Origin of the sequence: Paenibacillus ginsengarvi (genome assembly GCF_003626695.1) — a bacterium.
Lineage (GTDB): Bacteria > Bacillota > Bacilli > Paenibacillales > NBRC-103111 > Paenibacillus_AB > Paenibacillus_AB ginsengarvi.
Window position 1 is genome coordinate 422,027 of the sequence record NZ_RBAH01000001.1, and the last position, 22,896, is coordinate 444,922.

A 22,896-nucleotide genomic window follows, 5' to 3' on the forward strand; every position below is an offset into this window, starting at 1 on the left:
TTAACCGATGGGAACCCGCGGATGCAACCGGAGCTAGTCGAGAATAAGCTCGATTCCGGTCACGTCGGGAAAATCGATCCAGCAATATTCGAATGCATTCTCGATCTTAATCCGTTTCCGTTCCTTATCCAGCTTCGTAATCCGCCCCTGTATCGTCTGGGCTTCGCTATCGCCGCGCACCGTAACGATCGCTTCCTTCTCGGTAAACATCGCGACGGCCAGCGAGCGGATCGTTTCCTCATGCTGCCGGCTCCGTCTATCGGTCGAATCGGTATGTATCATCATCATTATTCCTCCCGAACAAGAACATTTGTTCTTATTATATAAAATCGACCACCGTTTCGTCAACTTCCCAAAGCTTCGGTATGCATAATCCGCCCCGTCTCGGGATATGGTATGGTGAAACGATACCGCAAAAACAAAGGAGAATACCCAATGTCCGTTCGGGATTACCGGTTTACCGACCTGGATAACAAACCTACGTTGGTGCAGGAAATTGTACGTCTGGAAGAGAGGCTGCATAAGGAGACCGGCGAAAAGGTGACGTTGATCGCCTATTCCCCCTCAAACGGAGCAGATCCCCTAGGCGAGGAGGCATGCCGCGCCGGGCTAAACGACTAACAAAGCAGAGAAAAAACGCCAGAATACGGAGATTTCCGTTAGTTCTGGCGTTTCTTATTGCCGTCTATCGGTTAAAAGGATTGCGAGTGCCTTTTCTTTTACCCAAAAAAATGAAACCCGATTGAAACATTTTTACTTTATGCTGCGTTTGAGAACATGAGAAACGAGAAAGATAGCTTTCCGAATATCAGCATGAAAGGGTGATGGGAACATGAAAAAACGGCTGCTGATGGCCGTAACAGCCATCTTGATCGCAATCGCGATGATGGCAGGATCGGCGTACGCATTTTCGGATACGTCGGGCGATCCGAACGAAGATCATATTAACGCTCTGCAACAAGCCGGTATTGTGAGCGGGGTTAACGAACAAATGTTCGCTCCCAAAGGAAAAGTGACGATGGCGCAAGGAATTACCATGCTCGTGAAGGCGTTCGATCTGAACATAGACCGTCTGCGGTTCATTAAAGAACCCAAAGCCAGCGACTATTTTACGAAAGTGGCAGACGACGCATGGTACGCCACCTCGTTTATGTATGCTCATCTGAACGGTGTACCTATTCCGAAGGACGTCGATCCGTCGCAAAGCATGACCAAGGAGCAGTTTGCCGACCTGCTGTTTCACGCCTTAAGCACGAAAGGCGATTACGCCTTTGTCGAAATGTATGTCGCTATTAAAGATGAAGACCAGATCAACAAGGATTACATGAACAGCATCCAAAAGCTGCTTCTCGGCAAAATGACCGAGCTTCATGACGGCTACTTTTATCCCAAGCAAGAAATCACTCGCAGCGAAGCGGCCCGCATGCTGCATGCCGCCATCCAGTTCGCCAAACAGCATAAGCCCGTTCCGGTCAAGTCCGACGTGACCTTGTCCGTTACAAAAGTTAACGATGAAGTAAACAAAGTGACGCTTACGTGGGCCGAGCGGCCGAACCCGGGCTATGGGATCTCGGTATCCGCCATCGCCTTCACAGAGGATGGCAAAGCCATCATCACGTACGTGATGCATGAGCCGGCCCCCGGCAAAATGTATCCGCAGGTCATCACCGAAGCCAAAGTCGACACATTCATCGCCTCCTCCTATGAGCCCGTACTGAACAGCCCTGACTAACCTAGGCTCGCGGCAACTGTTGAGGCACAAAACAAGAGGGACTTCACCAGACTCTAATCCGTAAGTCCCTCTTTCCATCTAGTTGCCGAGCACCTTCTGCCCCCGCGGCTCACTTCCTTCGCTGTCCGGCTCCCGCGTAATGCCGATCGAATCGAACTCGCCGTTTTTGCGCGGCAGATCGTAAATGAGGACGCCGCTCCCTTTCGGATCGACTCGGAACGTACCTGCATTTTGCCTATGGCCGTTGCGGATCAACCAGACCTGGTATGCCTCGTTTTCCGCCGTAGAATCTAGACCGCTCACGTTGACCACAAGCTTTTTGTTCTTTCCCTGACAAACGATCCAGCCCGTGCCCTGAGCATCCGCTGCAGAACGGTCAAAGGAACGCAGCGTATACGTTTGCTCGACATACAGCGGCTGAGCGGAAACGGTAGTAAACAGCGATTGATCACCGCTTTGAGACGTATACATCCAGAAGCAGGCGATCATGAATACGGCGGCTACCGCCACTCCGACCGAATAGTTTCGTTTGGAGCGCCGTATTTTCGGTCTGACGGCAGGACGTGCCGGTGTATCGCACACTATCTCCGTCTGTTCCGGGATGTTTCTGCCGAAAACGAACGCCATCACTTCTTCTTTCAATTCAGCTGGCGGCTCCACCGGCTCGACCGTATCCGGCAAGCCGCTCCACACCTCGTTCATTTCCTTCCATTGGGTGTGGCAGGATGAGCATTCGGACAAATGGTTTTCAAACGCCTTGCGCTGCTGCTCGGTAGCATCGCCCACCAGGCAATCCAGCAAATACTCGCAAGGAGTGCCGCTATTCGTCTCCATAGTCAAATCCCCTCCTCCTGCTTCACCATATGCCTTCGCAATATTTTGAGCGACTGATGCAGACGGCTCTTGATCGTTCCAAGCGGTTCGTTATTCATCTTCGCCACTTCGCCGAGCGTGTATCCTTCCCAGTACACCCGCTCGATGAGCTTGATTTGGTTCTCGGACAGCAGCTGGTAGCCGTCCCGAATCTGTTCGCGCATCCATTTTCGCGTCGCTTTCGCTTCCGGCGTGTTGCGGCTGTCGTCGGGAATGCTGGTCCATTGATCCGGTTCGAAGGCCACAGCCCCCTCATGTTTGCGCTGCTTGCGGATATAATCGATTGTAATATTGCGCGTGACGGTAATAAGCCAATTGACGAAAAGCCCTTTGCCCGGATCGAACCCGCTCTGCGTCGTCCACAGGCGCGTAAAAACAAGCTGGACGATCTCCTTCGCCGCCTGCTCGCTCTGAACGGACTTGAGCGCAAACGAATAGACGAGCTTCACGTACCGGTCGTACAACTGCTCGAATGCTTCGCGATTTTTGCCGCGTATTAACTGCATCAGTTCCCCATCGGTTGCTTTATGCATGTTCCCGGCACTCCTCCGCCGCTTATGACGACCCGCCTGATGTATAGATGTATGAATTTACAGCTTATCTTGCCGGATAAGCCGCATTAATTTCCAATGCCGATAAGCAAAAAAGAAATAAGCTCCTGCGCAGGTCGGCCAAGTCCAGATGCCGTTCCGAACCGTCAGCTCGTCCCTGAATACGGACCGGCCGCCGGCTAGATCGCCAATCGTCATCGTATGCAGCCACGACTTGATCAACAAGCCGGATTCATCGGTGGACAACTGCCGGGCGCGATCGTCGATACGAACAAACGTAATCGTATGCGGCCCTAGCGGTAAGATCCCGGCCAGGCGCATCGAAAGCGTGTACGCCTGTCCCTCCGACCACTCTGGAGGCAGCTCACGTCCGTCGCGGCTTCTAAAAGTCATAAGAGGGGACGTCACCCGATTGAAAGCGCGAGTGCTCTTCAAACAGCTCCACAGCTGCTGCGGAGGGATATCCAAAGTAGACTGCTTGATCAGCTTCAATCAGTTCTCCTCCATGTTCTTCCTCTTGTTTTTATTATAGGGGGTAGCGGAGTTGCGCACAATGGCAGGAGTAGAATTGCGGCGGAAACGAAAATAGTCACCTGCCGACAGGTGACTTGTGAGTAGGATCCATGTTGTCCATCCATGGAGGGTTAATGTCTCATCATCCTTGCCATTTTCTCCATTCGCTTATCTTGCTTACGCTCGCTTACGACCATACACGCATGTATCGCTCCTGGTATCCAGAAAAACAAAGTCAGGAAGAAGTTTATTAAAGCTTGCACCGGTTTGCCGCAAAACAAAACGGCTACAGGGGGCAACAATATCGCTAATAGGTACATTTGTGACCCTCCTCAGGCTGCATGAGTATTTACCTTAAGATACGCAAATGGTAATGGATGGTTTCACGACTTGAATCGAAAAGATACTCATTTTTGTAAGTATATTACTTATAGAACCATACCACGTTGCATCGTCATTTGTCTCTTCAACTTCAGCTATGAATTGTATGCCGCATCAAATTCTATTACATTATGATCCGGATCAATAATATAAATCTGAGTAAATCCAGCAACACTTTGCGGTCTCGCTTGATAGGGTACATTTGCTTGATCCAGCCATTCAACAGTTTGCTTGTAACTTTTGACCCAGACTGCGAAATGGCCATCACCAGAATCAATATCACTTTTACGTAAAGTTTCACCATTTGGATTTTCTATTAGATGAAGTTGATGATCGCCAATAGCATACCATGTCCCTTTAGATTTAAATGGCGGTCGTTCTATCTCTTGAAAATGAAGTACATCTGAATAGAATCTTTTTGCTCGTTCTAAATCCCTAACGACTAAACTTATATGGTGTAATCTTTCAAACTCGATCATTTTCAGCACGCCCCATCCATAGTATTTTTATTTGAAAACATGATTCTCAATAAGCCTCTTTATTCAGATGTTCTAATTCATTCATTACTTCTTATACTCACTATCGTTTTGTCCATGTCATCACAAATTCTTTTGCAGAGGTATTCTCATCAATTGATTCATTTGAAACAACAAAACCATTTTTTTCATAAAATCTGATCGCGCTTTCGTTTTCTTGATAAACCTGTAGACTGATACTTTCTTTCTGATCTTTTACATAATCCAGGAGTATCTTTCCATATCCCTTGCCTTGCTCATTAGGGCTTACAAAAAAAGCTGCTAAGTAGTCATCAATCATTGAAATAAAACCAACTACTGTACCATCCACTTCAAGAACATGCGACCGAGACATAGGGAGGTAAGTCTCTTTCATTGTTGTCTGATTCGATTTCCAGTAATCTTCCTGTATGAAATGATGTGCTAACTTTGATCCTTCCAACCAGATTTCTATCATCCTGTCTAAATCATTTTCTGTATGTAATCTTATATTCATCTTTCTACTTCACCATTCTTTCAAATAGAAGTAAACTAATTCATTGACATCCCGTCCATGTTTCCCTTTACATAACTGCAACACATACATCACGCGTGTTCTTTATAGGTCCGCAGCGGAACATCATCCCATACCTGCACTTCAATATATCGTTCAGGCCCAAGAGTTCCGTCCCTATTCCACTCCTGGGGCAGTCCATACTGGCGAATCAATTCATAAATTTCTTGAATGGTATAAACCTGCTTGCGATACGGTTTTCCATCCTGGTACCGCATAGTCGGTAATAAATCCCCATAAGTGAAACTGATGGTGCTTGGATCGAACTCCGTAGCGGGAATGCACAGCTCTTTGCCGTTCGGATACCAAGATAACAGCCACGGACATGCACCAAACGTCATGTAGTGCGGATACCGCCTGACCGGTCTCCCGCCCTTTCGTTCAAACATCGTTCTTGCAGTTGTCTCCAATTCCTTTCGAATCGCGAGATATTCAGGCGAACGTTTACTTGCAAAACCTTTTCCTTCGTTTCGGATCTCGTTCAGAACTATTTCCGCATCATTTTGTTCCAGGTCGGACAAGTTGCAAAACGGGCCAGTCGAAGCATCGTAATAATGATACAATTGCATTTCCATCTAACCCTCTTTTCCAAAAACAAATAGGAAGTCTCTTCACCTTTCTGGCTCAACTAAGCCTTCATTTACGTGCTTAGCGTACTCCTCCTCCAATATGGAATACTGGAAGGAATCATTCCACTTCCCCTTATACCGCATATGTCCACGCAGATGCCCTTAGTACTTCATGCCGATCTTCTCCATCACTTTGGCCGAGCTAACATTCTCAGGACGGCATGTCGCATAGATGCGATGCAATCCGAGCTTCACGAATCCGAATTGAAGCAGTGCCACTGCCGCCTCTGAAGCATAACCATACCGCCAGTACATCGGATTGTAGCAATAACCGATTTCGCCCTGCAACGGCTCCGAAAGATGAATCCCGCAACCTCCGATCAGTTGCCCCGTTTCCTTTAACACAACCCCGAATTCATAATCAAGTCGTGGTTGTTGCTTCTGCATATCGATAGTACGGGTAATAAATGCCGCCGTCTCTTCTTCCGTATTCGGTCCCCAGATCATGTACTTCGTCACTTCTAGATTCGAAGCGTACTTATGAACGTCAGGTATGTCTGCAACCGTAAATTCTCTGATCAATAGCCGTTGTGTATCGAGTTGCATGGCTCTCTCCCTTCATGGTAACCGACTCTATGTTATTCAAACCGCTTGTTATATTCGTCTAGATCGTTTGCCTCAAGAAAGAAGAATGGCCTCGTACATCGAAACGAATATCGGTATGGCAGCCCAATTGATGAGACCTTTCGAGTATCGTTTTCAAGTTCCGACCCCATTATCTCATTTTCCGGTTTATGAATTAAATTAAATTCGATTATATTATCCAACCCTTGGCATTAGCAACAGAAATTTTGACACAAAAAAACTCCATCGTCTTCACCTGAGTTTTACCCCAAGCCCTGCTAAGGAGGTCCCATACTTGTTGAATAAATTATAGGATGTTCAACCATTTGTAAAAACTAAGGTAAAGTTCCGGAACTAGACGAAAAAAGGCTTCCTACGAAGCCCTATGTTGCAGGATTTGTTATATAAAATCTACTTAGTAGGGCTCTTTTTTGAAAATATAGCACCAAAAGCTGCCCCCATAGCAACCCCAATTGCTATCCCTATGGCGACATTATTCATTATTGTACCGAAAACAATTCCTAGAGCAACACCTATACCCATACCTGTCGCCATATTTTTACTAGCGTTCAATTCATCGCCTCCTGTACATTACCATGTATTACGTAATCGAATAGGATGCGTTTCATAACCAATTCGTCCCCAAAGAAAAACAATTTGCCGATGTGAATTTATCGTAAAAACAACAAAAACCCTTGATACATCAAGGGCTTTCAGTGATCTTCCTATACTGCCGAGGACCGGACTCGAACCGGTACGGGGTCGCCCCCGCAGGATTTTAAGTCCTGTGCGTCTGCCATTCCGCCACCCCGGCATGCTAATATGCGATTGCGGACGTGTGCTCTTATGTAACAAGCCGCCCCGCGACACTGGATATGTACTAACAACGTATAGATTGTCCGCATCTACGTGGTTGTCTGTTAACCGGTGCGTTAGTTATATTAGCATGCGTTCCTAGTCCCTGTCAAATATGTTTTTTCAGCTAATCCATGAAAACTTAACAATAATGCCCCGGTAACGCGATCCTTTCGATCGACGTCCGGGGCACATCTTCAACTCAAGCTGTCGCTCTGCGCAATACGATGTAGGAAACGAGCGCGTACAGTACGGCTCCGACAAACATCCAAAGAGACAGCTCGAAGGCGGTTTGCGCGGCGAACCAACTGAAGATGCTGCCCCACCATCCGTTATACGTGCATAAGTAAGTGGTGACGGTGAAAGCGACCAACAGCGCGATCATGAGCGTCCACGTTCCTTTTTTGCCAAAACGGCGATGTACGCTCGATATGACGAAGCCAAGGTAGAACATGTTCAGCAGGACTGCAAAAAAGATCCACAGCTGGACAAGCACCGGTCCGTCGTTCAAGTAAGGCAGCTTGAAGAAGTGCAGGCCCACACCCCACAGGTTCGTGAACGTCTCTACATACCCAAGCACTAGAAGGAAGATGGCAAATAACGCACTGACCGACGCTATGGCGGCAGCCGTCCCCCAGAAGTAATCTCGTCTTCTTACACTGAACCCTAGAGCAAACGGAAACGTTTGCGCCAACATCACGATGCCGACGACGAACATATAAATGAACAGGCTGCCGATCCCGCCCGTATAAAAGCTCTCTTCCTCACTCATCATATAGCCGATGACGAGATTAACCAGAAAACTGATTGATACGATCAGCCACGGCAAATAAAGCATGGTCCGATCCCGCAGCTGCATGTACATGACGCCCTTAATCCGATTCATTGTGCCACCTCCGCCTTTCTGCCCGACTTATCGTTCGTCAGATGCACGATCAGCTGCTGGAGCGATACCGGCGCAATCTCAAGCCCGAGCGCCTCAGCCTGCTTGCGATCGTCTCCGTATAGATTGCCCATCACGGTTAGCGAGACGAATCCGCCGAACGTTTCCCGGTGAATCACTTCCCGATCCGCGGCGTAAGGCTCCACGCTAGATTTCGGCCCGACTACCGTAAACGCTCTGCCGCGAATCGAGTCTGCCTCTTCGTCCAGGATTAGCTTGCCCTGGTCAATGACGATAACATGCTCCAGCATGCGGCTCGCTTCGTCGATCAGATGGGTAGATAGGATGATTGTCCGCGGATGCTCGGCATAATCTTCGATCAAACGGTCATAAAATATCCCGCGCGCCACAGCGTCAAGACCCAAGTAAGGCTCGTCAAACAGCGTAAGCGGAGCCCGACTGGCCAACCCGACAATGATGCCCAGCGACGACAGCATCCCCCGGGAAAGCTTCTTCACCCTTCGAGTGTGCGGAAGCGAGAAATCTCGCATGAGCGTTTCGGCGTACGCCTGATCCCAGTCGGTATACAGAGCGGCCGCCACTTTGAGCACATCGATGACGCGGAAATTGTCCGGATATTTTTGACTTTCCTTAATGAAGCAAAGCTTGCTGAGCACGCGGTTGTTTTCGTAAGGGGTTTCCCCGAATACATTTACTTCCCCGCTTGACGCGAACAGTTGGGCAGTAATCATATGCATGATTGTCGTTTTGCCCGCGCCGTTGCGGCCGAGCAGCCCGTATATTTTACCCGGCTCCATCGTGAAGCTGATATCTTTAACGGCTGTCACGTCGCCGTACGCTTTCGTCACCTGCTGAAATTCAACGACCTTATTCATTCCGATCGCTCTCCTTCCCGTATCATCTCCGCTAGCTGATCTGTTGTAATACCGAGCTTCTTCGCTTCGCGAACCATCGCCACGACGTACTGCTCGAAAAACTGCCGCTTCCGCTGTTCCACGAGAATGGCTCTCGCCCCGCTGGCCACAAACATTCCAATCCCTCTCTTCTTGTACAAAATGCCTTGATCGACAAGCAAATTGACGCCCTTCGCCGCCGTAGCGGGATTGATCTGGTAGAAGGAGGCAAACTGGTTCGTGGAAGGAACTTGCGTTTCCTCCGGCAGTCCGCCGTCAATAATGTCGTTCTCGATGCGTTCGGCGATTTGCATGAAGATCGGTCGGCTGTCGTCGATCCATGATGTCACCGGCCTCACTCACCTTCATTGGTTAGTTACTCATGTAACTAACTATATAGCTATGTAACCTCATTGTCAACAGGTTTCCTTTTCCGACTTGCAAATTCAATATTCGCCCATACAAAAAAAACATCCCCACCCTCATCTCTTCGCAGCAAAGAAGCGAAAAGAAAGAAGGCAAGGACGCATATACAAAAACAGAAGCTGATACGCGATAAATTCATCGGAAACCGGCTCTGTCTAAAAACGCTCATAAGCAAAAAAGCTCAACTGAAACTAAAGCTTCGCTCCATGCAAAAGCTGCCGCCGCGTCCACTCGTTGCGGACGAGAGCATCGCCATCATGCAACAGCACCTCGTATAATCGGCGCCGAAGCTCTGTGACAAGGTTGGAGACTTCAGGGTCGCGAATCCGGTTATTCAGCTCGGCCGGGTCGGCCTTCAGATCGTACAGCTCGTCGGTGTCCGTCGTATTCCATACATATTTCCAATCGGCCGTGCGGATCATCCGCTGCGTGTATAACCCGAACTGCTGTCCGTTGTACGACGCCACGACCGCATCGCGCCATGCGGAGGACGCGGCCGCATCTCCCGCTAGTAACGGCGCGAGGGATTGCCCATGCCACCGCTCCGAACCGTCCGCTTGCAGCCCAAGCCACTCCATAAGCGTTGGGGGAAGGTCGAGAAGGTTGTATACGAACCGGTCGCACCTGCTCCCTGCCTGCACTTGCCCCGGCCAGCGGAGCAGAAGAGGCACATGAACGACATCGTCATACATGATGTAGTGCTTATCCATCATCCGGTGTGAGCCGCACATATCCCCATGATCGGCCGTAAAAATAACGATTGTATGATTCGACGCCCCGATCCGATCGAGCGTCTGCAAAACGCGTCCGACCGCGTCGTCCATTTGGCTGATGATGCCGTAATAGCGGGCTACGATCGGCGCCCAATCGTTCCATTCGTAATCCTCCACGCCCCAGCTATGCAGTTGCTGCCGCTGAATATATGGCTTGCCTTCGAACGTATCGCGAAATCCGTCCCATTCGGGAATAGCGGCCGGATCGTACATATCCGCAAATCGGCCCGAAGGCCGGCAAGGCAGATGCGGCTCCGGAAAATGAAGCGCTACATGCCAGGGTTTGCCCGAGCCGTGCAGCTGCTCGATCGCTTCGCTAGCCCGATCCGCAAGCCAGTGCGTCCGCGAATGCTCAAGGGGCACCGGATTCGTTTCTCCGAAAAATCCGTTCGTGTATGAAACGTCCGGGTAATTGCTTTTCACATAAGCCCCGTATTCGCTCTCTCCGACATAGGATTGATAGCCGAAATGAGTAGCGTCACACGTGGGATGCACGCTCCATTTGCCCAAAAAGGCGGAGTTATACCCGTTCTCGGCAAGCGTCCGCGGCCATACGAGCGCATCGGGCTCAAGCGTAGCGACCGGGAGAGCGCCGCCATAGTTCCACAGCGCCCCGAACGTTTCCGCCCTTCTGCCCGCAAGCAGCGATTGCCGTGCCGGTCCGCACACCGGGAAATGCGTGTAGGCGTTCGAGAAAACGGCGCCTTCCGCAGCAAGGCGGTCCAGATTCGGAGTTAACACGGGATATTTGCGGCTGGAGCCGATACAATCATAACGAAGCTGATCTGCCGTTATGAGCAGCACATTAGGCGCATTATGGCGCATGGATGTGAACCGCCTTTCTATTAATCAAGATCCGCTCTTCTCTTTTTAAGGCTTCTTGTGATATAATCGCCGAAGAGATTTGAGCTTGAACGAATGGAACCATTGTAAATGCCAGTAGGTGCCCGATCCTCCTTGCGGAAGACCGGGTTAAAAGGGAAGCCGGTGCGAATCCGGCGCGGTCCCGCCACTGTGTATCGGGGAGCCCTCATTACTGCCACTGCTTCTGAAAAACGAAGCGGGAAGGCGAGGCGCTCATCCAAACCCGAGAGCCAGGAAACCTGCCTACATGCGCTACAGCCACGTTATCCTTCGCGGAAAAGGATCGGCTAAATCGGGAGATTGTACGGTTTACAGACTGGGTCGCCTATTGTTTTCCTACGATACGGCCGGCGGCGAATCGGGAGTTCCATGCCCATTCGCCCTCGGTGCGTAAGCGCGCGGAAATAGCAGGTCCGGACTGACAAAATCCTTGATTTGCTGCCTCCGTCCTTGTGGGATGGAGGCTTTTTTCGTAGGCTCGTGAACGTACCGGGATTCCTCCTTTCAAGCCCTAACTCCACTATGAATCGGAAAGGGAAGAATCGCACTCATGAAGAAGATTGCCGCCTTACTGCTAGCCCTTACACTAAGCTTGTCGCTCGCTGCTTGCGGAGGGGCCAAGGAACCATCCAACGCTCCCGTCAACGGATCGCCTGCACCAGCACCCGCCGATAAAACAAACGCCGGTGCTGCCCAAGCTACTGCCTATCCGCTCACACTGAAAGATACGACCGGCACCGAAGTCAAGCTCACGAAAGCGCCGCAGCGCATCGTCTCCACCTCGACGGCCGAGACGGAAATTCTGTTCGCGCTCGGACTTGGGGACCGCATCGTCGGCGTATCCGATTTCGACAACTACCCGGCTGAAGCGACCAGCAAGCCGAAGATGGGCGGCGTTTCCGCGCCGAACGTCGAAGCGATCCTTGCGGCCAACCCGGATCTTGTCATTACCGGCATCTCGATCAAGGACGACGCGCTTGCCAAGCTGCGCTCCCTGAATTTGCCGCTGTACAAATTCGAGCCGAAGTCGGTCGACGATATTTTGAACAATATCGCCATTATCGGGCAGCTGACGGACCGGCAGAAGGAAGCGGCTGCGCTCGCCGACAAGATGAAAAAAGAAGTGGACAAGGTGAAAACCGCCGTCAGCGGCCTGAAGCCGGAGCAAAAGAAAAAAGTATACATCGAATTTTCCCCGGGCTGGACGGTCGGCAAAGGCGAGTTTATGGACGAGCTCATTACGCTGGCCGGCGGCATCAACATCGCTTCCGACACGAAAGGCTACAACAAGATTAATGAAGAAAAAATTATTCAGGACAACCCGGACGTCATCTTCTACACAACCGGCGCCAAAGATAAAGCGGGCACAACGCTCGACCAGATCATTTTGCAGCGCAACGGCTGGGACAAGATCAACGCGATTCAAAACAAACGTCTGATCGCGGTCGATCAGGACCTCTTATCCCGCCCGGGTCCGCGTATATCGCAAGGTCTGATCAGCATCGCCAAAGGCATCTATCCCGACCTCATCAAGGAATAACGACACCTGCATCATCCATCCGACGAAAGGAGCGGCTGAACGCATGAGAATTGTATCGCTGTCCCCGAGCAACACCGAACTGCTTGGTTTTATGGGACTGACCTCGCATATCGTCGGGGTCGACATTTACTCCGATTGGCCCGTATCCGTACAGAACCTGCCGAGACTCGGGTCCGATATGAATATCGACATGGACGCCGTCGAAGCGCTTCGTCCGGATCTCGTCCTGGGCTCGCTCACTGTTCCCGGAATGGAGCGTAACGTAGAAGCGCTGAAAGCTCGCAATTTGCCGCATGTGACGCTGAACCCGAAAAAGCTGAGCGACATCTCGGACTGCATGAAAACGATAGGAGAAGCTGTCGATGCGCTTCCGGCCGCCAAGGCGTCGATAGACCGCTACGAAGCCATGCTGGCGCGTTATGAAGCGCTCAGCCGCCAATGCACGAATCGGCCCACACTCTACTGGGAATGGTGGCCGAAGCCGGTCTTCACCCCGGGAGGCGGAAATTGGCTGACGGAAATCAGCGCCCTCGCCGGTGCGGAGAACGTATTCGCGAACGACGAACGCGCCAGCGTCAAAACCGATTGGGACGACGTGCTCGGCCGCAATCCCGACTATATCCTGCTCGCCTGGGTTGGCGTCAAGAAGCAGCTGCCAACGCCGGATACGGTAGCCAAACGCCCGGGAGCGGACAAGCTCGACGCCGTCTCCGGCGGACGGGTTCTCGTCATGGAGGAGCAGCTGTATTGCCGGCCGTCGCCGCTGCTCATTGCGGGCTTGCAAAAGCTGGGACATCAGTTGCACCCGGACATTTATCCAGCTTATGACGAGGCGGCCGCCCATCGCTGGCTTAACGAAAGCGCGGAACGCAGCATTTGAGCGATAAGAGACAAGAATAAGGCGATCCATTAGGGTCGCCTTCTTTCTTTTTCAAGGAGCCTGCTCCGTTTCATTGCGAAGCATGCCTATGCTCGAGACTTTGCCGATACTGGGTAGGTGTACAGCCGGCTTGTCTGAGAAACAGCCTGCTGAAAAAGGACGGGTCCTCGTAGCCGACGAGCGCCGCTACGGAGATGACCTTTTCATCGGACTCGATGAGCAGCCGCTTCGCCCGGTCGATCCGGATCGTATGCAGGACGTCGATTACGCTCCTGTCGAACTCCTGCCGGACGAGCCGGTTCAGTTGGCGTACGCCGACGTTGAACAGCCCGGCCAACGACTCGAGCGTAATTTTTTTGTCGTAGTTGCGTTCCAGATAGCCGTATATGCGTCTAGCCGTAATTTCGCGTTCCAGACGGCGCGGCGAACTGACCGTCCCGCGGTGCTGCATCAGCGAGTAATACCGGGATAGCAAAACGAGCAGCTCGATCAGCTGCAAACGAATAATCGTCGTATGACCCGGAGCCCGGTTGCCAAGTTCGCGCCTCATGCCGTCCAGCAGCCCCAACACGAGCATGGCGTCCTGACCGTGCAGATTCAGGTGACGGTTGAAGCGGACGTCCGGTTTCATGAACGGATGAACGTAGAAATAGTCCATGGAGGACGTAATCTGAAGCTCCTTCAGCAGGGCGTCGGGGATGAGCGACGGCATGAACAGGCAGTTGACGATTTCCATCGGCTCGCCGCCCGGTACGGAATAGGCATGCGTTTCGCCGGGGTTAATAATGTAGACATCCCCCGCACCGATCTCATATTCCGTCCCTTCGAAAATATGAATCCCCGAGCCGTGAACGACATACACGAGCTCGACGAACTCGTGTCCGTGCTCGGGAATCGCTCCCTGAATAATACGCGTGATCCAGAAAGGAAACTCATCCTTCATATATCCGCTGCTTCGGATCAAACTTTTCATCCGCTTCACTCCCAGCCGCTTATGTCCGATGCCTTCTTGCTCGTCTTGGTCATCCTCGTATCCCATCTAAACCGAACCTATTTGCTGCTTACAGCCCGGTCGAATCGCTCGCGAAGCGGATTTTGCCGCCAGTCGTCCCAGGTCAAGCCCGCAGAAGCAAGTATTTGCTCGATCCGTTTCCGGAAAGGAAGTCCGGCTTCTTCGATCTGCCGCTTCATCGGGTCCGTGCGGCCCGCCAGCTTGCGGGCGACCCATTCCTCCAGCTCCCGCTCCATTCGCTCCGCAACCTCAGGCTGCGACTCGGCCACATTAACCGCTTCCTCCGGGTCCTCCTGCAGATCGTACAGTTCTCGCTCCGGACGAATGAACGGGCCCGAGTCGTACGTCCGAATAAACTTGTACCGGTCGGTGCGGATGCCACGAGCCGCTTGCCAGGCGCATTCGCTCAAATAAACGCGGTCATGCGTCCGATCCGCCTTTCCTTCGATCGTCCGCCACAAGCTGATTCCGTCCATGCCAGAAGGTTCGCCGAGCTTCGCTAAGTCAATGCCCGCCGGACTTTCCCGGCGAATCGCTTCCAGAATCGTAGGCAGCAGATCGACCTGCTGTACGAAGCCCGGAACCCGCCTTCCTTCCGCGATTCGGCCAGGCCAGCGCATAATAACCGGGACATGGACGGTCGGCTCGTACAACCCGCAATGATCCCAATAAATGTTATGCTCGGTCAAGCTCTCTCCATGATCGCCGAACAAAACAAGCAGCGTATCGTCCGCGATGCCGAGCCGCTCCAGATGCTGATCCAGCTCCTTCAGCCGATCGTCCAGGTAACGGATCTCCGCATCATAAAGCGCGTCGTAATATTCGCTATCCGTCACTTCACCGATCAAGTCGTAATGGTGGTGCTTGAAGAACGGATACGCCAAATGGTTGTAAGCCGGCTCCATGCTTTTGTTGCCGGGATCGAACGGATCGCGGCCGGCGGCATAAAACTGCGGAACCAGCTCCTGCGGCGGCAAGTACGGAGTGTGCGCGTCCCAATAATGCAAAAAGAGGAAAAACGATTCATCCTTATGCTGTTCCAGCCACGGAAAAGCAAGCTTGTTGACCGTTTTTCCGTCGATCCAGCGATTGCCGCCGACGCTGTTAATATAGTAGCGATACCCTCTGGCGAACCACTCTTTAAGCTGATACAAATTGTCGACCGCAGCCGTCTCGAATCCGGCCGAGCGCAGCATCGTAGGCAGCCAAGGGGTAGATTTCGTCAAATGCGCAAGCTCGGAGCCGTGCGAAACGACTCCGGTCGTCAATCCGATTTTGCCGGTAAAAATGCCGGTATGCGCCACTTCGGTCGGAATATCCGCCGCATAAGCGCGTTCGAACAGCGCGCCTTCACGCGCAATCCGATCCAGATGCGGACTGGTCGGCTTTCCGTATCCGTAGCCGCTAAGTCTGGAGGCGCGAAGCGTATCGAGCGAGACAAGTATGATCTTCATCCAGTTTCCTCCACTCCGTGGCTCTCGTCAAGCTTTCACTCCGATAAAGTCCAGAATGGCCGCTTCGTTCGCCGCCAGCGAACCGGACAACGTGCTGATCGTAATATCTGGGCTTAGCGGGATTTCGTACGGATCGGAGATCCCCGTGAAGCGCTGCAGCTCTCCTCGCCGTGCTTTGGCGTACAATCCTTTTACGTCGCGCCGCTCGCATTCCTCCAGCGGGCATTCCACATAAATTTCCACATATCGCGGAAGCACCTTGCGAGCATGTTCCCGCATCTCCGCATAAGGCGTGATCGCCGACACGAGGACGTCAACGCCGTGCTTCGAGAGTAGGCCCGCTACGTAAGCGATCCGCTTCACGTTTTCCATCCGGTCCTCGCGGGAAAAACCGAGCCCTTTGCATATCGTCGTGCGCAGTTCGTCGCCGTCGAGCATCTCGACCTGCCGTCCGCGTTTGCGCAGTCCGGCGAGCACATATTCCGCCGTCGTCGTTTTGCCGGCTCCCGACAAGCCCGTAAACCATAACACATTGCCATAGCTGTTCAAGTTAGATTCCCCCGCCTGCTGTAAACTGCGACTCCCCGACATCCATAGGCGCTCCGCCCGCCTGATGCGAGGCAATGGCCGCCTCGATCACTTCCTGAGCCGCCAGCGCGTCGGCGCCCGATGCATCGATAAGCTCCGGAGCGTCGCCCGCCTTGAGCTGTTCCACAAACCGGTTGATCCGGTGCCGGAACGTGTCGTCAAACCCTAACATACCTCCGAAGATCGGGTTGCGGTATACGACCAAGTCGTTCGATTGATGCGGATAATACGTCATCTCTTCATAGACGTTATTGATGACGATTCGGCCCTCGGTGCCCGCCACCTCGCAAAACTCGATCGGATGTCGCGTGGACATGTCGTAGCTGCCGGTCAGATGGCCGACCGCCCCGCTCGCGAATTGCATGTTCACCGACACGGTCGACCACGATTCACGGCCAGGGGCTTTCGTCATAAACGACTGTACGCGTTTGATCGGACCGCCGAAATAACGCATTACATCGATCGAATGCGGATGAAGTGCCCGCATATGGAGCCACGGCGTATCTTCCTGCGGGTTGCGGATCGTCAGCCTTATATTGAGAAATAGCGCCGTGCCGATCTTGCCCTGCGTGACAAGATCCTTGGCGCGATAAGCCGCCGGCGTAAACCGGTGGTTCAGGTTGCAGGCGAAGCGGACTCCCTTCTCGCGGGCGAACGCCACCATTTGCCGGGCTTCGTCGATCCGGTTCGATATCGGCTTCTCGACGAAGACGTCCTTGCCCGCTTCGATCGCCGCCATGACGGGGGCAAAATGATGACTGCCCTTCTCGACGCCGGCCGTCGCCACAATGACGGCATCGATCTTCTCTTTGCTGAGCATTTCCCGCATATCGGTATAAGCAGGGACGCCGAACTCGGCTCCCGCCGCCTGCACCCGCTCCTGGAGCAGGTCGCAGACGGCCGCGAGCTCGGTGTCCGGATGCTGCCGGTATGCACGGCAATGAATTTTGCCGATGTTATTGACACCTATGACAGCAATTCGGATCATCGCTAAAGTCTTCCTTTCCGTCAGCGTTATTTTTTCTCCTGAAGCTTGCGGGCGCTGACGATGGACCCTATATACATCGAATCATAAGCTTCCTGGGAAGAATCGAACGTTTTTCCTTTGCCGTGCCAGTTCAAGTTCGTATAGATCGGATTCGGGCGGCTCGTCTCGGCTTCCCGCTTCGCGATATAATCCTGCATCCGTTTCTCCAGCAGGGCGACGACTTCCGGCTCCTGCTCGGCTACGTTGACGTTTTCCTCGGGATCTTGAATCAGATTGTACAGCTCAACCTCCGGCTTGAAGTGGAAATCCGGCTCGAGCGCACGGATCAGCTTCCACTCCGGCGTCCGCCAGCCATGCTTGCGCATCCACGTACACTCCGTGATGTAAAACTCACTAATGTGGTTGATCGGCTCGCCTCTCAGCCATTTCACCAAGTTTTGCCCGTCGAAGTCGATACCGGAGTCGATCTCGAGCAAATCGAGCACGGTCGGCATAATGTCCTGAATGAGCGACACGCCCTTGAACCGTTTGCCTGCCGGTACTTTGCCCGGATATTTGATAATAAGCGGCACGACGAGCGTGCAGTCGTACAAGCCGTGATGATCGAAGTAGCAATCGTGCTCGTACAGCGTTTCCCCGTGGTCGGCTGTAATGACGATGAGCGTTTCCTCGGTGAGATTTAGCGCATCGAGCTTGGCGAATATCGATTGGATGCAAGCGTCCATATAAGCAACAGCGCCGTCATACTGGGCGGTTACGTATTCGGGATCGGTGACGCCTTCCGGAATCCACGATTTCAGAAAATCCGCGAACGGCTTGAAATTGTACACCGGCTCCATCGCGCTATTGTCCGGGTCTTTCTCGTCCGCGCCGTAGAACGTCCGCTCATACGGCTGCGGCGGCAAATACGGCGAGTGCGGGTCCATATGCCGCAGGAACAGGAAGAACGGCTTGTCGTCGCCTGCCAGGCGCTCCAGCTCGGGAATCGCCACGTTATTCAAATTTTGCGCTTTCGGCGCGCGCCCGGTTTCGTCCGGATGCCACGACTCGTAATTCAAGTAATTCTGGAAACCGCGCGACGAAGGATTGCCCGTAAACCCGATACAGGTCGTATTGTAGCCGCTATCGCCGAGCACTTCCGCCAGCGTGCGCACATGGCCTCCGAGCGGTCCTTGATGACGGAGCGCAACTACGTCCGTCCCGAATACGTCCATGCCGGTCAGCATCGCCGCATAAGCCGGCGTCGTCGGAATGCTGGGGCTGAAATGCTGCTCGAACAAAACGCCCTCTGCCGCGATTTTGTCCAGATGCGGCGTCGTGAGGCGGGAATACCCATAACTGCTCATATGATCGCGGCGCAAGCTGTCGATGCCGAATACGATAACATTAGGTTTTTTCGCTGCCATGTGTCCGTTCTCCTCCATATAATCGAGTGAATTATGCGCGATATTATCTTAACGGGCGTTTAATTGCTTCAGGCACGCATTCAGATAGCCGTACGACTCGGCCGCCACGATCGACACTTGGGCCAGCGAATGAGCTTCCCCCGCGCCGATGACTTCCAGTACGACAGGGCCGTTATAGCCGCCGTCCACCATCGCCTTGCAATACCCGAACAAGTCGATGTCGCCTCGTCCGCAAGCTTGCATCTCGATCGACCCCGGACCTTTTTCGCGGCCTTTGCAGTCGCGGATATGGATATGCTTCACCCGGCTGAGCACGGCCGGAAGTGCTTCTTCGGCGTTCTCTCCGGCGCGGTGAATGTGGCTCGGGTCCATGTCGATGCCGAACGCCGCAGAGCCGATCTCGCTCATAGCCCGCAATGTCGTCGGCGTATTGTAGACCGCGTTGCCGACATGCGCCTTCACGCACAGCGTTACGCCGTAGGAGCCTGCGATTTCCGACATTCTCGCCAGCTTCTCGATCGATGCCTGCAGGTCTTCCTCTACGCCAAGCTTGCCGCCGGGTCCTACATTGATCACCGGGATGCCGATCTCGGCAGCCGCTTCAAAGGCGGGAAACAGCCGCTCTTCGCTGAGCGACGCCACCTCCGTCGACAAAAATTCGAGACCGTTTTCGCGGACAATATTTTGCAGCTCGTTTTTCTGCTCTTTCCATCTGCTCAGGTCGAGATGCTCGCACATCCCCTGGATCGCCGCGATTTCAACACCGTCGTATCCGCACAGCGCGATTTGCTTCGCCGCTTCGGCAAAGCTGAAATGCTTGAACAGCACCGAGTTAACGCCTAGCTTGATCATATCGTGTTATAACCTCCATAGCCGGGTCGCGGCTTGATTCTTATGCTTTGGGGCTCCCCGCAAAGTAATTGTTATAGACTTCAGAGCATAGGCTCCACTTTGTGGGGTTGATTACTTCATAAACAGCGGATTGCCCTTCAGCGCCGGCAGCGGATGCGGCCGGACAAGCTCTCCGCCGCGCTCGTAGGACTCGATGACGGCAAACGTATATTCCAGCACGGCCAGAGCGTCTCTGCCGTTCGCCCGCAGTTGGTCGCGCGGTACGCCGTTCGAAATATCCTCGAGGAACGCATGGAGCCGGTTGTTGAAGGTGCGGCCAAAATCCGTCGTTCCGTAGTCGGTCACTTCCGGCGTCGGCTGCGAGCTGATGGCCGGGATGCCTTTCTCCGCCTTCCAGTACGATACCTTCTCGACGCAGTTCTCGATGCAGAACGTTCCTTTCGTACCGGCCATTTCGACGCTCCACCAGCCGCCGAGACCGTAAGCCGCATCGCCTCTTTGGCTAAGCAGGTAGCCGACACCGCCATTGGCGAACTTGACGTGAATGCTGTTGATCGAGACCATTACGTCGCCCGCGCTGCGGCGGAAGCCCGGCCGGTCGGAGAACGTCTGGATATGCGTAATATCTCCGCAAAAATAACGCATAACGCTGAACGGGTGGGTCAGAAACGCCTTCATATGGAAGTACGGATGCCCATTGATTTTAGGCGATTTGGCCAGCGCATAGTTGAGCTCGCCGCCGTTGAAGCCCATTTTCGTGAGGCAGTACACGAGCTCCCCGATCTCGCCGTTATCCACATACTGCTTCGCCTTTTCCGCAGGCTTCGTAAAATAGTGGTTCAGGTTGCAGCCGAGATACACGTTCATTTTGTCGGCATAAGCGACAAGCTCGCGCGCCTCCTTGACGTCGTGGCAGATCGGCTTCTCGACCAGCACATGTTTGCCATAGCTGATCGCTTCCATCGCGGGCTCGAAATGCCAGCTGCCGTTATCGATGCCGCCGGTCGTCACGTCGACGATTTGCAGATCGGGCTCGTTCTCGATCATGTCTTTCAGGCTGTAGTACGCCTTGATCCCGTATTTCTCGGCAACCGCGTCCGCTCTTTCCTTGACGACGTCGCATACGGCGATCAGATCCGCGAGTTCCTCCTCCTGATAACAAGCCGCATGATTTTTACCGATTCCATTCAACCCTACAATACCGATTTTAAGTGCCATTTTTTGTTACCGCCCTTCCGGTTTGTTTTATTGGACATATCTATAGAAACAATCTTGATGTACGCGCTTACAGCTCATATATCATCGGGTCATCCAGCGTTACTCTTTGTCCTTGTCGCGAGGAGGCGTGACAGGCCAGCACCATCTGCAGCGATATACGTCCTTCCTCGGCCGTAGCAATCGGCTCCCGTTCGCCGCGGATAAACGCCGCCAGCGGGCCGGATAAGCCGCGAATACGGTGACCGTGGTTCGGCGGGCTTTCGTGCTCGCTTGCCGTCCAAACGCCTGTGGCAGCATCGAAACGTTTCAGGCCCGGTCCGGCTCCCGGGGGGCGCGGACTGTTGCAGCTTGGGGCATCGCCATAATGTTGCACGATCGTTCCCCGCTCGGCCACAATCTCCGTTGTGTTCTCGGCGGCGTGGCAGGTGAACGAGCAGCCTACTTCGGCAATCGGACCGCCCGGGTAGCGGAAGATCGCGATGCCGTTATCCATCGGAATGCGCGGATTGTACAGCGATTCGATCTCTGCCGTCACGCTCTCCGGTACGCCGAGCCAGTAGTGCAGCAGATCGATCGGATGCGAAGCGTCGTCGGCCCAAATATCTCTGTTGTACTCCGGCTGCACATGCCAGGAGTCGGCAAATGCCGGCTGCAAGCCCATCGCCAGTCCATGCCTGCGGCGAATCGAGAAAATTTGCCCCAGCTCGCCGCTTTCCATCCACGCTTTCATCTGCAAGTTTTGCGGATCGACGCGCATTTGCCAGGCCAGCGTAAACCGGATGCCGGAGGCGGCAACGGCTTTGACGATCCGGTCCGCTTCGTTCATTGTGAGCGCAAGCGGCTTCTGCAAAATAACCGCTTTTCCCGCCTTGGCCGCAAGCTCCGTCAGATCGGCGTGAAGCGACGTTTCCGAAGCGATCACCACGGCCTGGATACGCTCATTAGCAAGCAGTTCCTCAGCCGTAGCGTACGTTTGCAAACCGAACATCTGCGCGGCTTTGGCCAGTCTGTCCGGATCGTGATCCCAGCCTGCGGCAACTTTAATGCCGTATGAGCCGTTGTTCCATTCTGTACAATACGTATGAACGTGACCGTGAGCAAATCCGAGTATGCCTACTTGGACCGGTTCACTCATCTCCATGCTCCTTCCCGGATGGTCCGTTTGTATGGAAAACGTTTTGATAATTTCATCATACTCAACCGGCACTCCAGGTTCATGGTCGATCGGGACAATTATGTTTTCGATCGGGACGGTTTTGCAAAAAGAAAATTGATCAGGGCGCCGGGCATATAGAAAACGCCTTGCTCCCTAACGGCCCAAAAAGGCTGCTAACGGAACAAGGCGTTCTCGATCGTCTCTATGTAAGTATCTTATCTATCAAACTTAGTAGGGCAAAAAAATAGAGAAAACATATGGTGGGCCCTGAGGGACTCGAACCCCCGACCAATCGGTTATGAGCCGACCGCTCTAACCAACTGAGCTAAGGGCCCTAATCTGGAAAACACTATTGCGGGGGCAGGATTTGAACCTGCGGCCTTCGGGTTATGAGCCCGACGAGCTACCGGGCTGCTCCACCCCGCGTCGTTGGAAAATTTTAAGCTACTCAAACAGCGACAAAAATAAATATACACTAATAAGCTGCATTGTGTCAACAACAAAATGTATTTTTTCGCTTAACAGCTTTCTTACAGCTGATATCTTACGCCGAAACGGCCTTTTTTGGACCGGTACACTTCCACCGATTGCGGGCATTCGTAGCCGTAAATCCACCAGTCCTCTTCCATACGTTTGGCCAGACAGCCGGCTTGAAACTTGCTTTCGTATAATTTGACCCAATATACCCATCTCATCCGCTCGATCGTTCCTTCCTGCATGTTGTTCTTTTAATTAGCATATCCCAACTCTCCGATTTTTTTACCGCTATTGCCCCA

General features: G+C 53.0%; 27 protein-coding genes, 3 tRNA genes and 1 riboswitch. Of the genes, 4 read left to right on the top strand and 26 right to left on the bottom strand.

What is annotated here, in order from left to right:
* Positions 1-33: 33 nt before the first annotated feature.
* On the bottom strand, positions 34-288 hold the full coding sequence (locus D7M11_RS36260) for a YolD-like family protein (protein WP_158606389.1): 255 nt from the start codon (positions 286-288) through the stop codon (positions 34-36).
* Positions 289-435: 147 nt separating this feature from the next.
* Between D7M11_RS36260 and D7M11_RS02255 the strand changes: the two genes are divergently transcribed.
* Complete coding sequence (locus tag D7M11_RS02255) at positions 436-621, top strand: hypothetical protein (RefSeq protein ID WP_120745731.1); 186 nt, start codon at positions 436-438, stop codon at positions 619-621.
* Between the two features lie 211 nt (positions 622-832).
* Positions 833-1,732 (top strand): S-layer homology domain-containing protein, encoded by a 900-nt coding sequence (locus tag D7M11_RS02260; protein WP_120745508.1) that lies wholly within the window; start codon positions 833-835, stop codon positions 1,730-1,732.
* 78 nt (positions 1,733-1,810) lie between these two features.
* Here the strand turns inward: D7M11_RS02260 and D7M11_RS02265 are convergent, their stop codons facing one another.
* The 14 genes from D7M11_RS02265 to D7M11_RS02330 all read right to left on the bottom strand — a co-directional run bounded on the left by D7M11_RS02265 (position 1,811) and on the right by D7M11_RS02330 (position 10,987).
* Positions 1,811-2,566 carry an anti-sigma factor gene (locus D7M11_RS02265; RefSeq protein WP_120745509.1) on the bottom strand — a complete coding sequence of 252 codons (756 nt, stop codon included), beginning with the start codon at positions 2,564-2,566 and terminating at the stop codon, positions 1,811-1,813.
* Positions 2,567-2,568: 2 nt separating this feature from the next.
* Positions 2,569-3,138 (bottom strand): RNA polymerase sigma factor, encoded by a 570-nt coding sequence (locus D7M11_RS02270; RefSeq protein WP_120745510.1) that lies wholly within the window; start codon positions 3,136-3,138, stop codon positions 2,569-2,571.
* Between the two features lie 57 nt (positions 3,139-3,195).
* Positions 3,196-3,648: a hypothetical protein gene (locus tag D7M11_RS02275; RefSeq protein ID WP_120745511.1), complete on the bottom strand. Its 453-nt coding sequence runs from the start codon at positions 3,646-3,648 to the stop codon at positions 3,196-3,198.
* 152 nt (positions 3,649-3,800) lie between these two features.
* Positions 3,801-3,989: a YqaE/Pmp3 family membrane protein gene (locus D7M11_RS02280; RefSeq protein ID WP_120745512.1), complete on the bottom strand. Its 189-nt coding sequence runs from the start codon at positions 3,987-3,989 to the stop codon at positions 3,801-3,803.
* A 156-nt stretch (positions 3,990-4,145) separates the two neighbouring features.
* Complete coding sequence (locus tag D7M11_RS02285; RefSeq protein WP_120745513.1) at positions 4,146-4,529, bottom strand: VOC family protein; 384 nt, start codon at positions 4,527-4,529, stop codon at positions 4,146-4,148.
* Between the two features lie 100 nt (positions 4,530-4,629).
* Positions 4,630-5,061 (bottom strand): N-acetyltransferase, encoded by a 432-nt coding sequence (locus D7M11_RS02290; RefSeq protein ID WP_120745514.1) that lies wholly within the window; start codon positions 5,059-5,061, stop codon positions 4,630-4,632.
* A gap of 89 nt (positions 5,062-5,150) precedes the next feature.
* Positions 5,151-5,693 carry a hypothetical protein gene (locus D7M11_RS02295; protein WP_193556078.1) on the bottom strand — a complete coding sequence of 181 codons (543 nt, stop codon included), beginning with the start codon at positions 5,691-5,693 and terminating at the stop codon, positions 5,151-5,153.
* A 156-nt stretch (positions 5,694-5,849) separates the two neighbouring features.
* The gene (locus D7M11_RS02300; protein ID WP_338042464.1) at positions 5,850-6,293 is read right to left on the bottom strand and encodes a GNAT family N-acetyltransferase; all 444 of its coding nucleotides are present in this window, start codon (positions 6,291-6,293) and stop codon (positions 5,850-5,852) included.
* Positions 6,294-6,722: 429 nt separating this feature from the next.
* On the bottom strand, positions 6,723-6,884 hold the full coding sequence (locus D7M11_RS02305) for a glycine zipper domain-containing protein (RefSeq protein ID WP_120745515.1): 162 nt from the start codon (positions 6,882-6,884) through the stop codon (positions 6,723-6,725).
* Between the two features lie 158 nt (positions 6,885-7,042).
* Positions 7,043-7,125, bottom strand: a tRNA-Leu gene (locus D7M11_RS02310).
* 243 nt (positions 7,126-7,368) lie between these two features.
* Positions 7,369-8,052, bottom strand: a complete 684-nt coding sequence (locus D7M11_RS02315; RefSeq protein ID WP_120745516.1) for a hypothetical protein — start codon at positions 8,050-8,052, stop codon at positions 7,369-7,371.
* Entirely contained in the window at positions 8,049-8,945 is an 897-nt protein-coding gene (locus D7M11_RS02320) for an ABC transporter ATP-binding protein (RefSeq protein ID WP_120745517.1), read from the bottom strand. Before D7M11_RS02320 ends, D7M11_RS02315 begins: the two co-directional genes overlap by 4 nt.
* Positions 8,942-9,313 (bottom strand): GntR family transcriptional regulator, encoded by a 372-nt coding sequence (locus D7M11_RS02325; RefSeq protein WP_120745518.1) that lies wholly within the window; start codon positions 9,311-9,313, stop codon positions 8,942-8,944. Before D7M11_RS02325 ends, D7M11_RS02320 begins: the two co-directional genes overlap by 4 nt.
* Before the next feature lie 267 nt (positions 9,314-9,580).
* Positions 9,581-10,987, bottom strand: coding sequence for a sulfatase family protein (locus D7M11_RS02330; RefSeq protein ID WP_120745519.1), 1,407 nt, complete (start codon positions 10,985-10,987; stop codon positions 9,581-9,583).
* Positions 10,988-11,086: 99 nt separating this feature from the next.
* Positions 11,087-11,287: riboswitch (cobalamin riboswitch) on the top strand.
* 289 nt (positions 11,288-11,576) lie between these two features.
* Between D7M11_RS02330 and D7M11_RS02335 the strand changes: the two genes are divergently transcribed.
* Together D7M11_RS02335 and D7M11_RS02340 are read left to right on the top strand one after the other, a co-directional pair.
* The gene (locus D7M11_RS02335) at positions 11,577-12,566 is read left to right on the top strand and encodes an ABC transporter substrate-binding protein (RefSeq protein WP_120745520.1); all 990 of its coding nucleotides are present in this window, start codon (positions 11,577-11,579) and stop codon (positions 12,564-12,566) included.
* 43 nt (positions 12,567-12,609) lie between these two features.
* Positions 12,610-13,446, top strand: a complete 837-nt coding sequence (locus tag D7M11_RS02340; RefSeq protein ID WP_120745521.1) for a cobalamin-binding protein — start codon at positions 12,610-12,612, stop codon at positions 13,444-13,446.
* Positions 13,447-13,516: 70 nt separating this feature from the next.
* On the opposite strand, the gene D7M11_RS02345 is transcribed toward D7M11_RS02340, so the two are convergent.
* The 11 genes from D7M11_RS02345 to D7M11_RS02395 all read right to left on the bottom strand — a co-directional run bounded on the left by D7M11_RS02345 (position 13,517) and on the right by D7M11_RS02395 (position 22,839).
* Positions 13,517-14,485, bottom strand: coding sequence for an AraC family transcriptional regulator (locus D7M11_RS02345; RefSeq protein ID WP_120745522.1), 969 nt, complete (start codon positions 14,483-14,485; stop codon positions 13,517-13,519).
* A gap of 11 nt (positions 14,486-14,496) precedes the next feature.
* Complete coding sequence (locus D7M11_RS02350; RefSeq protein WP_120745523.1) at positions 14,497-15,912, bottom strand: sulfatase family protein; 1,416 nt, start codon at positions 15,910-15,912, stop codon at positions 14,497-14,499.
* Positions 15,913-15,939: 27 nt separating this feature from the next.
* Entirely contained in the window at positions 15,940-16,461 is a 522-nt protein-coding gene (gene cysC, locus D7M11_RS02355; RefSeq protein ID WP_240040923.1) for an adenylyl-sulfate kinase, read from the bottom strand.
* Between the two features lies 1 nt (position 16,462).
* Positions 16,463-17,488, bottom strand: a complete 1,026-nt coding sequence (locus D7M11_RS02360; protein ID WP_120745525.1) for a Gfo/Idh/MocA family protein — start codon at positions 17,486-17,488, stop codon at positions 16,463-16,465.
* Positions 17,489-17,514: 26 nt separating this feature from the next.
* A complete protein-coding gene (locus tag D7M11_RS02365) occupies positions 17,515-18,894 on the bottom strand; it encodes a sulfatase family protein (RefSeq protein ID WP_120745526.1) in 1,380 nt (459 codons plus the stop codon).
* Positions 18,895-18,942: 48 nt separating this feature from the next.
* Entirely contained in the window at positions 18,943-19,746 is an 804-nt protein-coding gene (locus tag D7M11_RS02370) for a sugar phosphate isomerase/epimerase family protein (RefSeq protein WP_120745527.1), read from the bottom strand.
* A 111-nt stretch (positions 19,747-19,857) separates the two neighbouring features.
* On the bottom strand, positions 19,858-20,964 hold the full coding sequence (locus D7M11_RS02375; RefSeq protein WP_120745528.1) for a Gfo/Idh/MocA family protein: 1,107 nt from the start codon (positions 20,962-20,964) through the stop codon (positions 19,858-19,860).
* Positions 20,965-21,031: 67 nt separating this feature from the next.
* The gene (locus D7M11_RS02380; protein ID WP_158606390.1) at positions 21,032-22,099 is read right to left on the bottom strand and encodes a Gfo/Idh/MocA family protein; all 1,068 of its coding nucleotides are present in this window, start codon (positions 22,097-22,099) and stop codon (positions 21,032-21,034) included.
* A gap of 279 nt (positions 22,100-22,378) precedes the next feature.
* Positions 22,379-22,455: transfer RNA gene (locus tag D7M11_RS02385), tRNA-Ile, on the bottom strand.
* A gap of 17 nt (positions 22,456-22,472) precedes the next feature.
* A tRNA-Met gene (locus D7M11_RS02390) sits at positions 22,473-22,546 on the bottom strand.
* Between the two features lie 104 nt (positions 22,547-22,650).
* Entirely contained in the window at positions 22,651-22,839 is a 189-nt protein-coding gene (locus tag D7M11_RS02395) for a hypothetical protein (protein ID WP_120745530.1), read from the bottom strand.
* Positions 22,840-22,896: the final 57 nt, after the last annotated feature.

Bases quoted from the DNA above. Each gene is read 5' to 3' on its own strand.
- D7M11_RS02360 (WP_120745525.1), bottom strand. From the start codon at position 17,488: ATGATCCGAATTGCTGTCATAGGTGTCAATAACATCGGCAAAATTCAT.
- D7M11_RS02295 (WP_193556078.1), bottom strand. From the start codon at position 5,693: ATGGAAATGCAATTGTATCATTATTACGATGCTTCGACTGGCCCGTTT.
- D7M11_RS02330 (WP_120745519.1), bottom strand. From the start codon at position 10,987: ATGCGCCATAATGCGCCTAATGTGCTGCTCATAACGGCAGATCAGCTT.
- D7M11_RS02350 (WP_120745523.1), bottom strand. From the start codon at position 15,912: ATGAAGATCATACTTGTCTCGCTCGATACGCTTCGCGCCTCCAGACTT.
- D7M11_RS02265 (WP_120745509.1), bottom strand. From the start codon at position 2,566: ATGGAGACGAATAGCGGCACTCCTTGCGAGTATTTGCTGGATTGCCTG.
- D7M11_RS02315 (WP_120745516.1), bottom strand. From the start codon at position 8,052: ATGAATCGGATTAAGGGCGTCATGTACATGCAGCTGCGGGATCGGACC.
- D7M11_RS02270 (WP_120745510.1), bottom strand. From the start codon at position 3,138: ATGCATAAAGCAACCGATGGGGAACTGATGCAGTTAATACGCGGCAAA.
- D7M11_RS02255 (WP_120745731.1), top strand. From the start codon at position 436: ATGTCCGTTCGGGATTACCGGTTTACCGACCTGGATAACAAACCTACG.
- D7M11_RS02370 (WP_120745527.1), bottom strand. From the start codon at position 19,746: ATGATCAAGCTAGGCGTTAACTCGGTGCTGTTCAAGCATTTCAGCTTT.
- D7M11_RS02365 (WP_120745526.1), bottom strand. From the start codon at position 18,894: ATGGCAGCGAAAAAACCTAATGTTATCGTATTCGGCATCGACAGCTTG.
- D7M11_RS02345 (WP_120745522.1), bottom strand. From the start codon at position 14,485: ATGGGATACGAGGATGACCAAGACGAGCAAGAAGGCATCGGACATAAG.
- D7M11_RS02395 (WP_120745530.1), bottom strand. From the start codon at position 22,839: ATGCAGGAAGGAACGATCGAGCGGATGAGATGGGTATATTGGGTCAAA.
- D7M11_RS02320 (WP_120745517.1), bottom strand. From the start codon at position 8,945: ATGAATAAGGTCGTTGAATTTCAGCAGGTGACGAAAGCGTACGGCGAC.
- D7M11_RS02335 (WP_120745520.1), top strand. From the start codon at position 11,577: ATGAAGAAGATTGCCGCCTTACTGCTAGCCCTTACACTAAGCTTGTCG.
- D7M11_RS02290 (WP_120745514.1), bottom strand. From the start codon at position 5,061: ATGAATATAAGATTACATACAGAAAATGATTTAGACAGGATGATAGAA.
- D7M11_RS36260 (WP_158606389.1), bottom strand. From the start codon at position 288: ATGATGATGATACATACCGATTCGACCGATAGACGGAGCCGGCAGCAT.
- D7M11_RS02285 (WP_120745513.1), bottom strand. From the start codon at position 4,529: ATGATCGAGTTTGAAAGATTACACCATATAAGTTTAGTCGTTAGGGAT.
- D7M11_RS02340 (WP_120745521.1), top strand. From the start codon at position 12,610: ATGAGAATTGTATCGCTGTCCCCGAGCAACACCGAACTGCTTGGTTTT.
- D7M11_RS02375 (WP_120745528.1), bottom strand. From the start codon at position 20,964: ATGGCACTTAAAATCGGTATTGTAGGGTTGAATGGAATCGGTAAAAAT.
- D7M11_RS02260 (WP_120745508.1), top strand. From the start codon at position 833: ATGAAAAAACGGCTGCTGATGGCCGTAACAGCCATCTTGATCGCAATC.
- D7M11_RS02300 (WP_338042464.1), bottom strand. From the start codon at position 6,293: ATGCAACTCGATACACAACGGCTATTGATCAGAGAATTTACGGTTGCA.
- D7M11_RS02280 (WP_120745512.1), bottom strand. From the start codon at position 3,989: ATGTACCTATTAGCGATATTGTTGCCCCCTGTAGCCGTTTTGTTTTGC.
- D7M11_RS02380 (WP_158606390.1), bottom strand. From the start codon at position 22,099: ATGAGTGAACCGGTCCAAGTAGGCATACTCGGATTTGCTCACGGTCAC.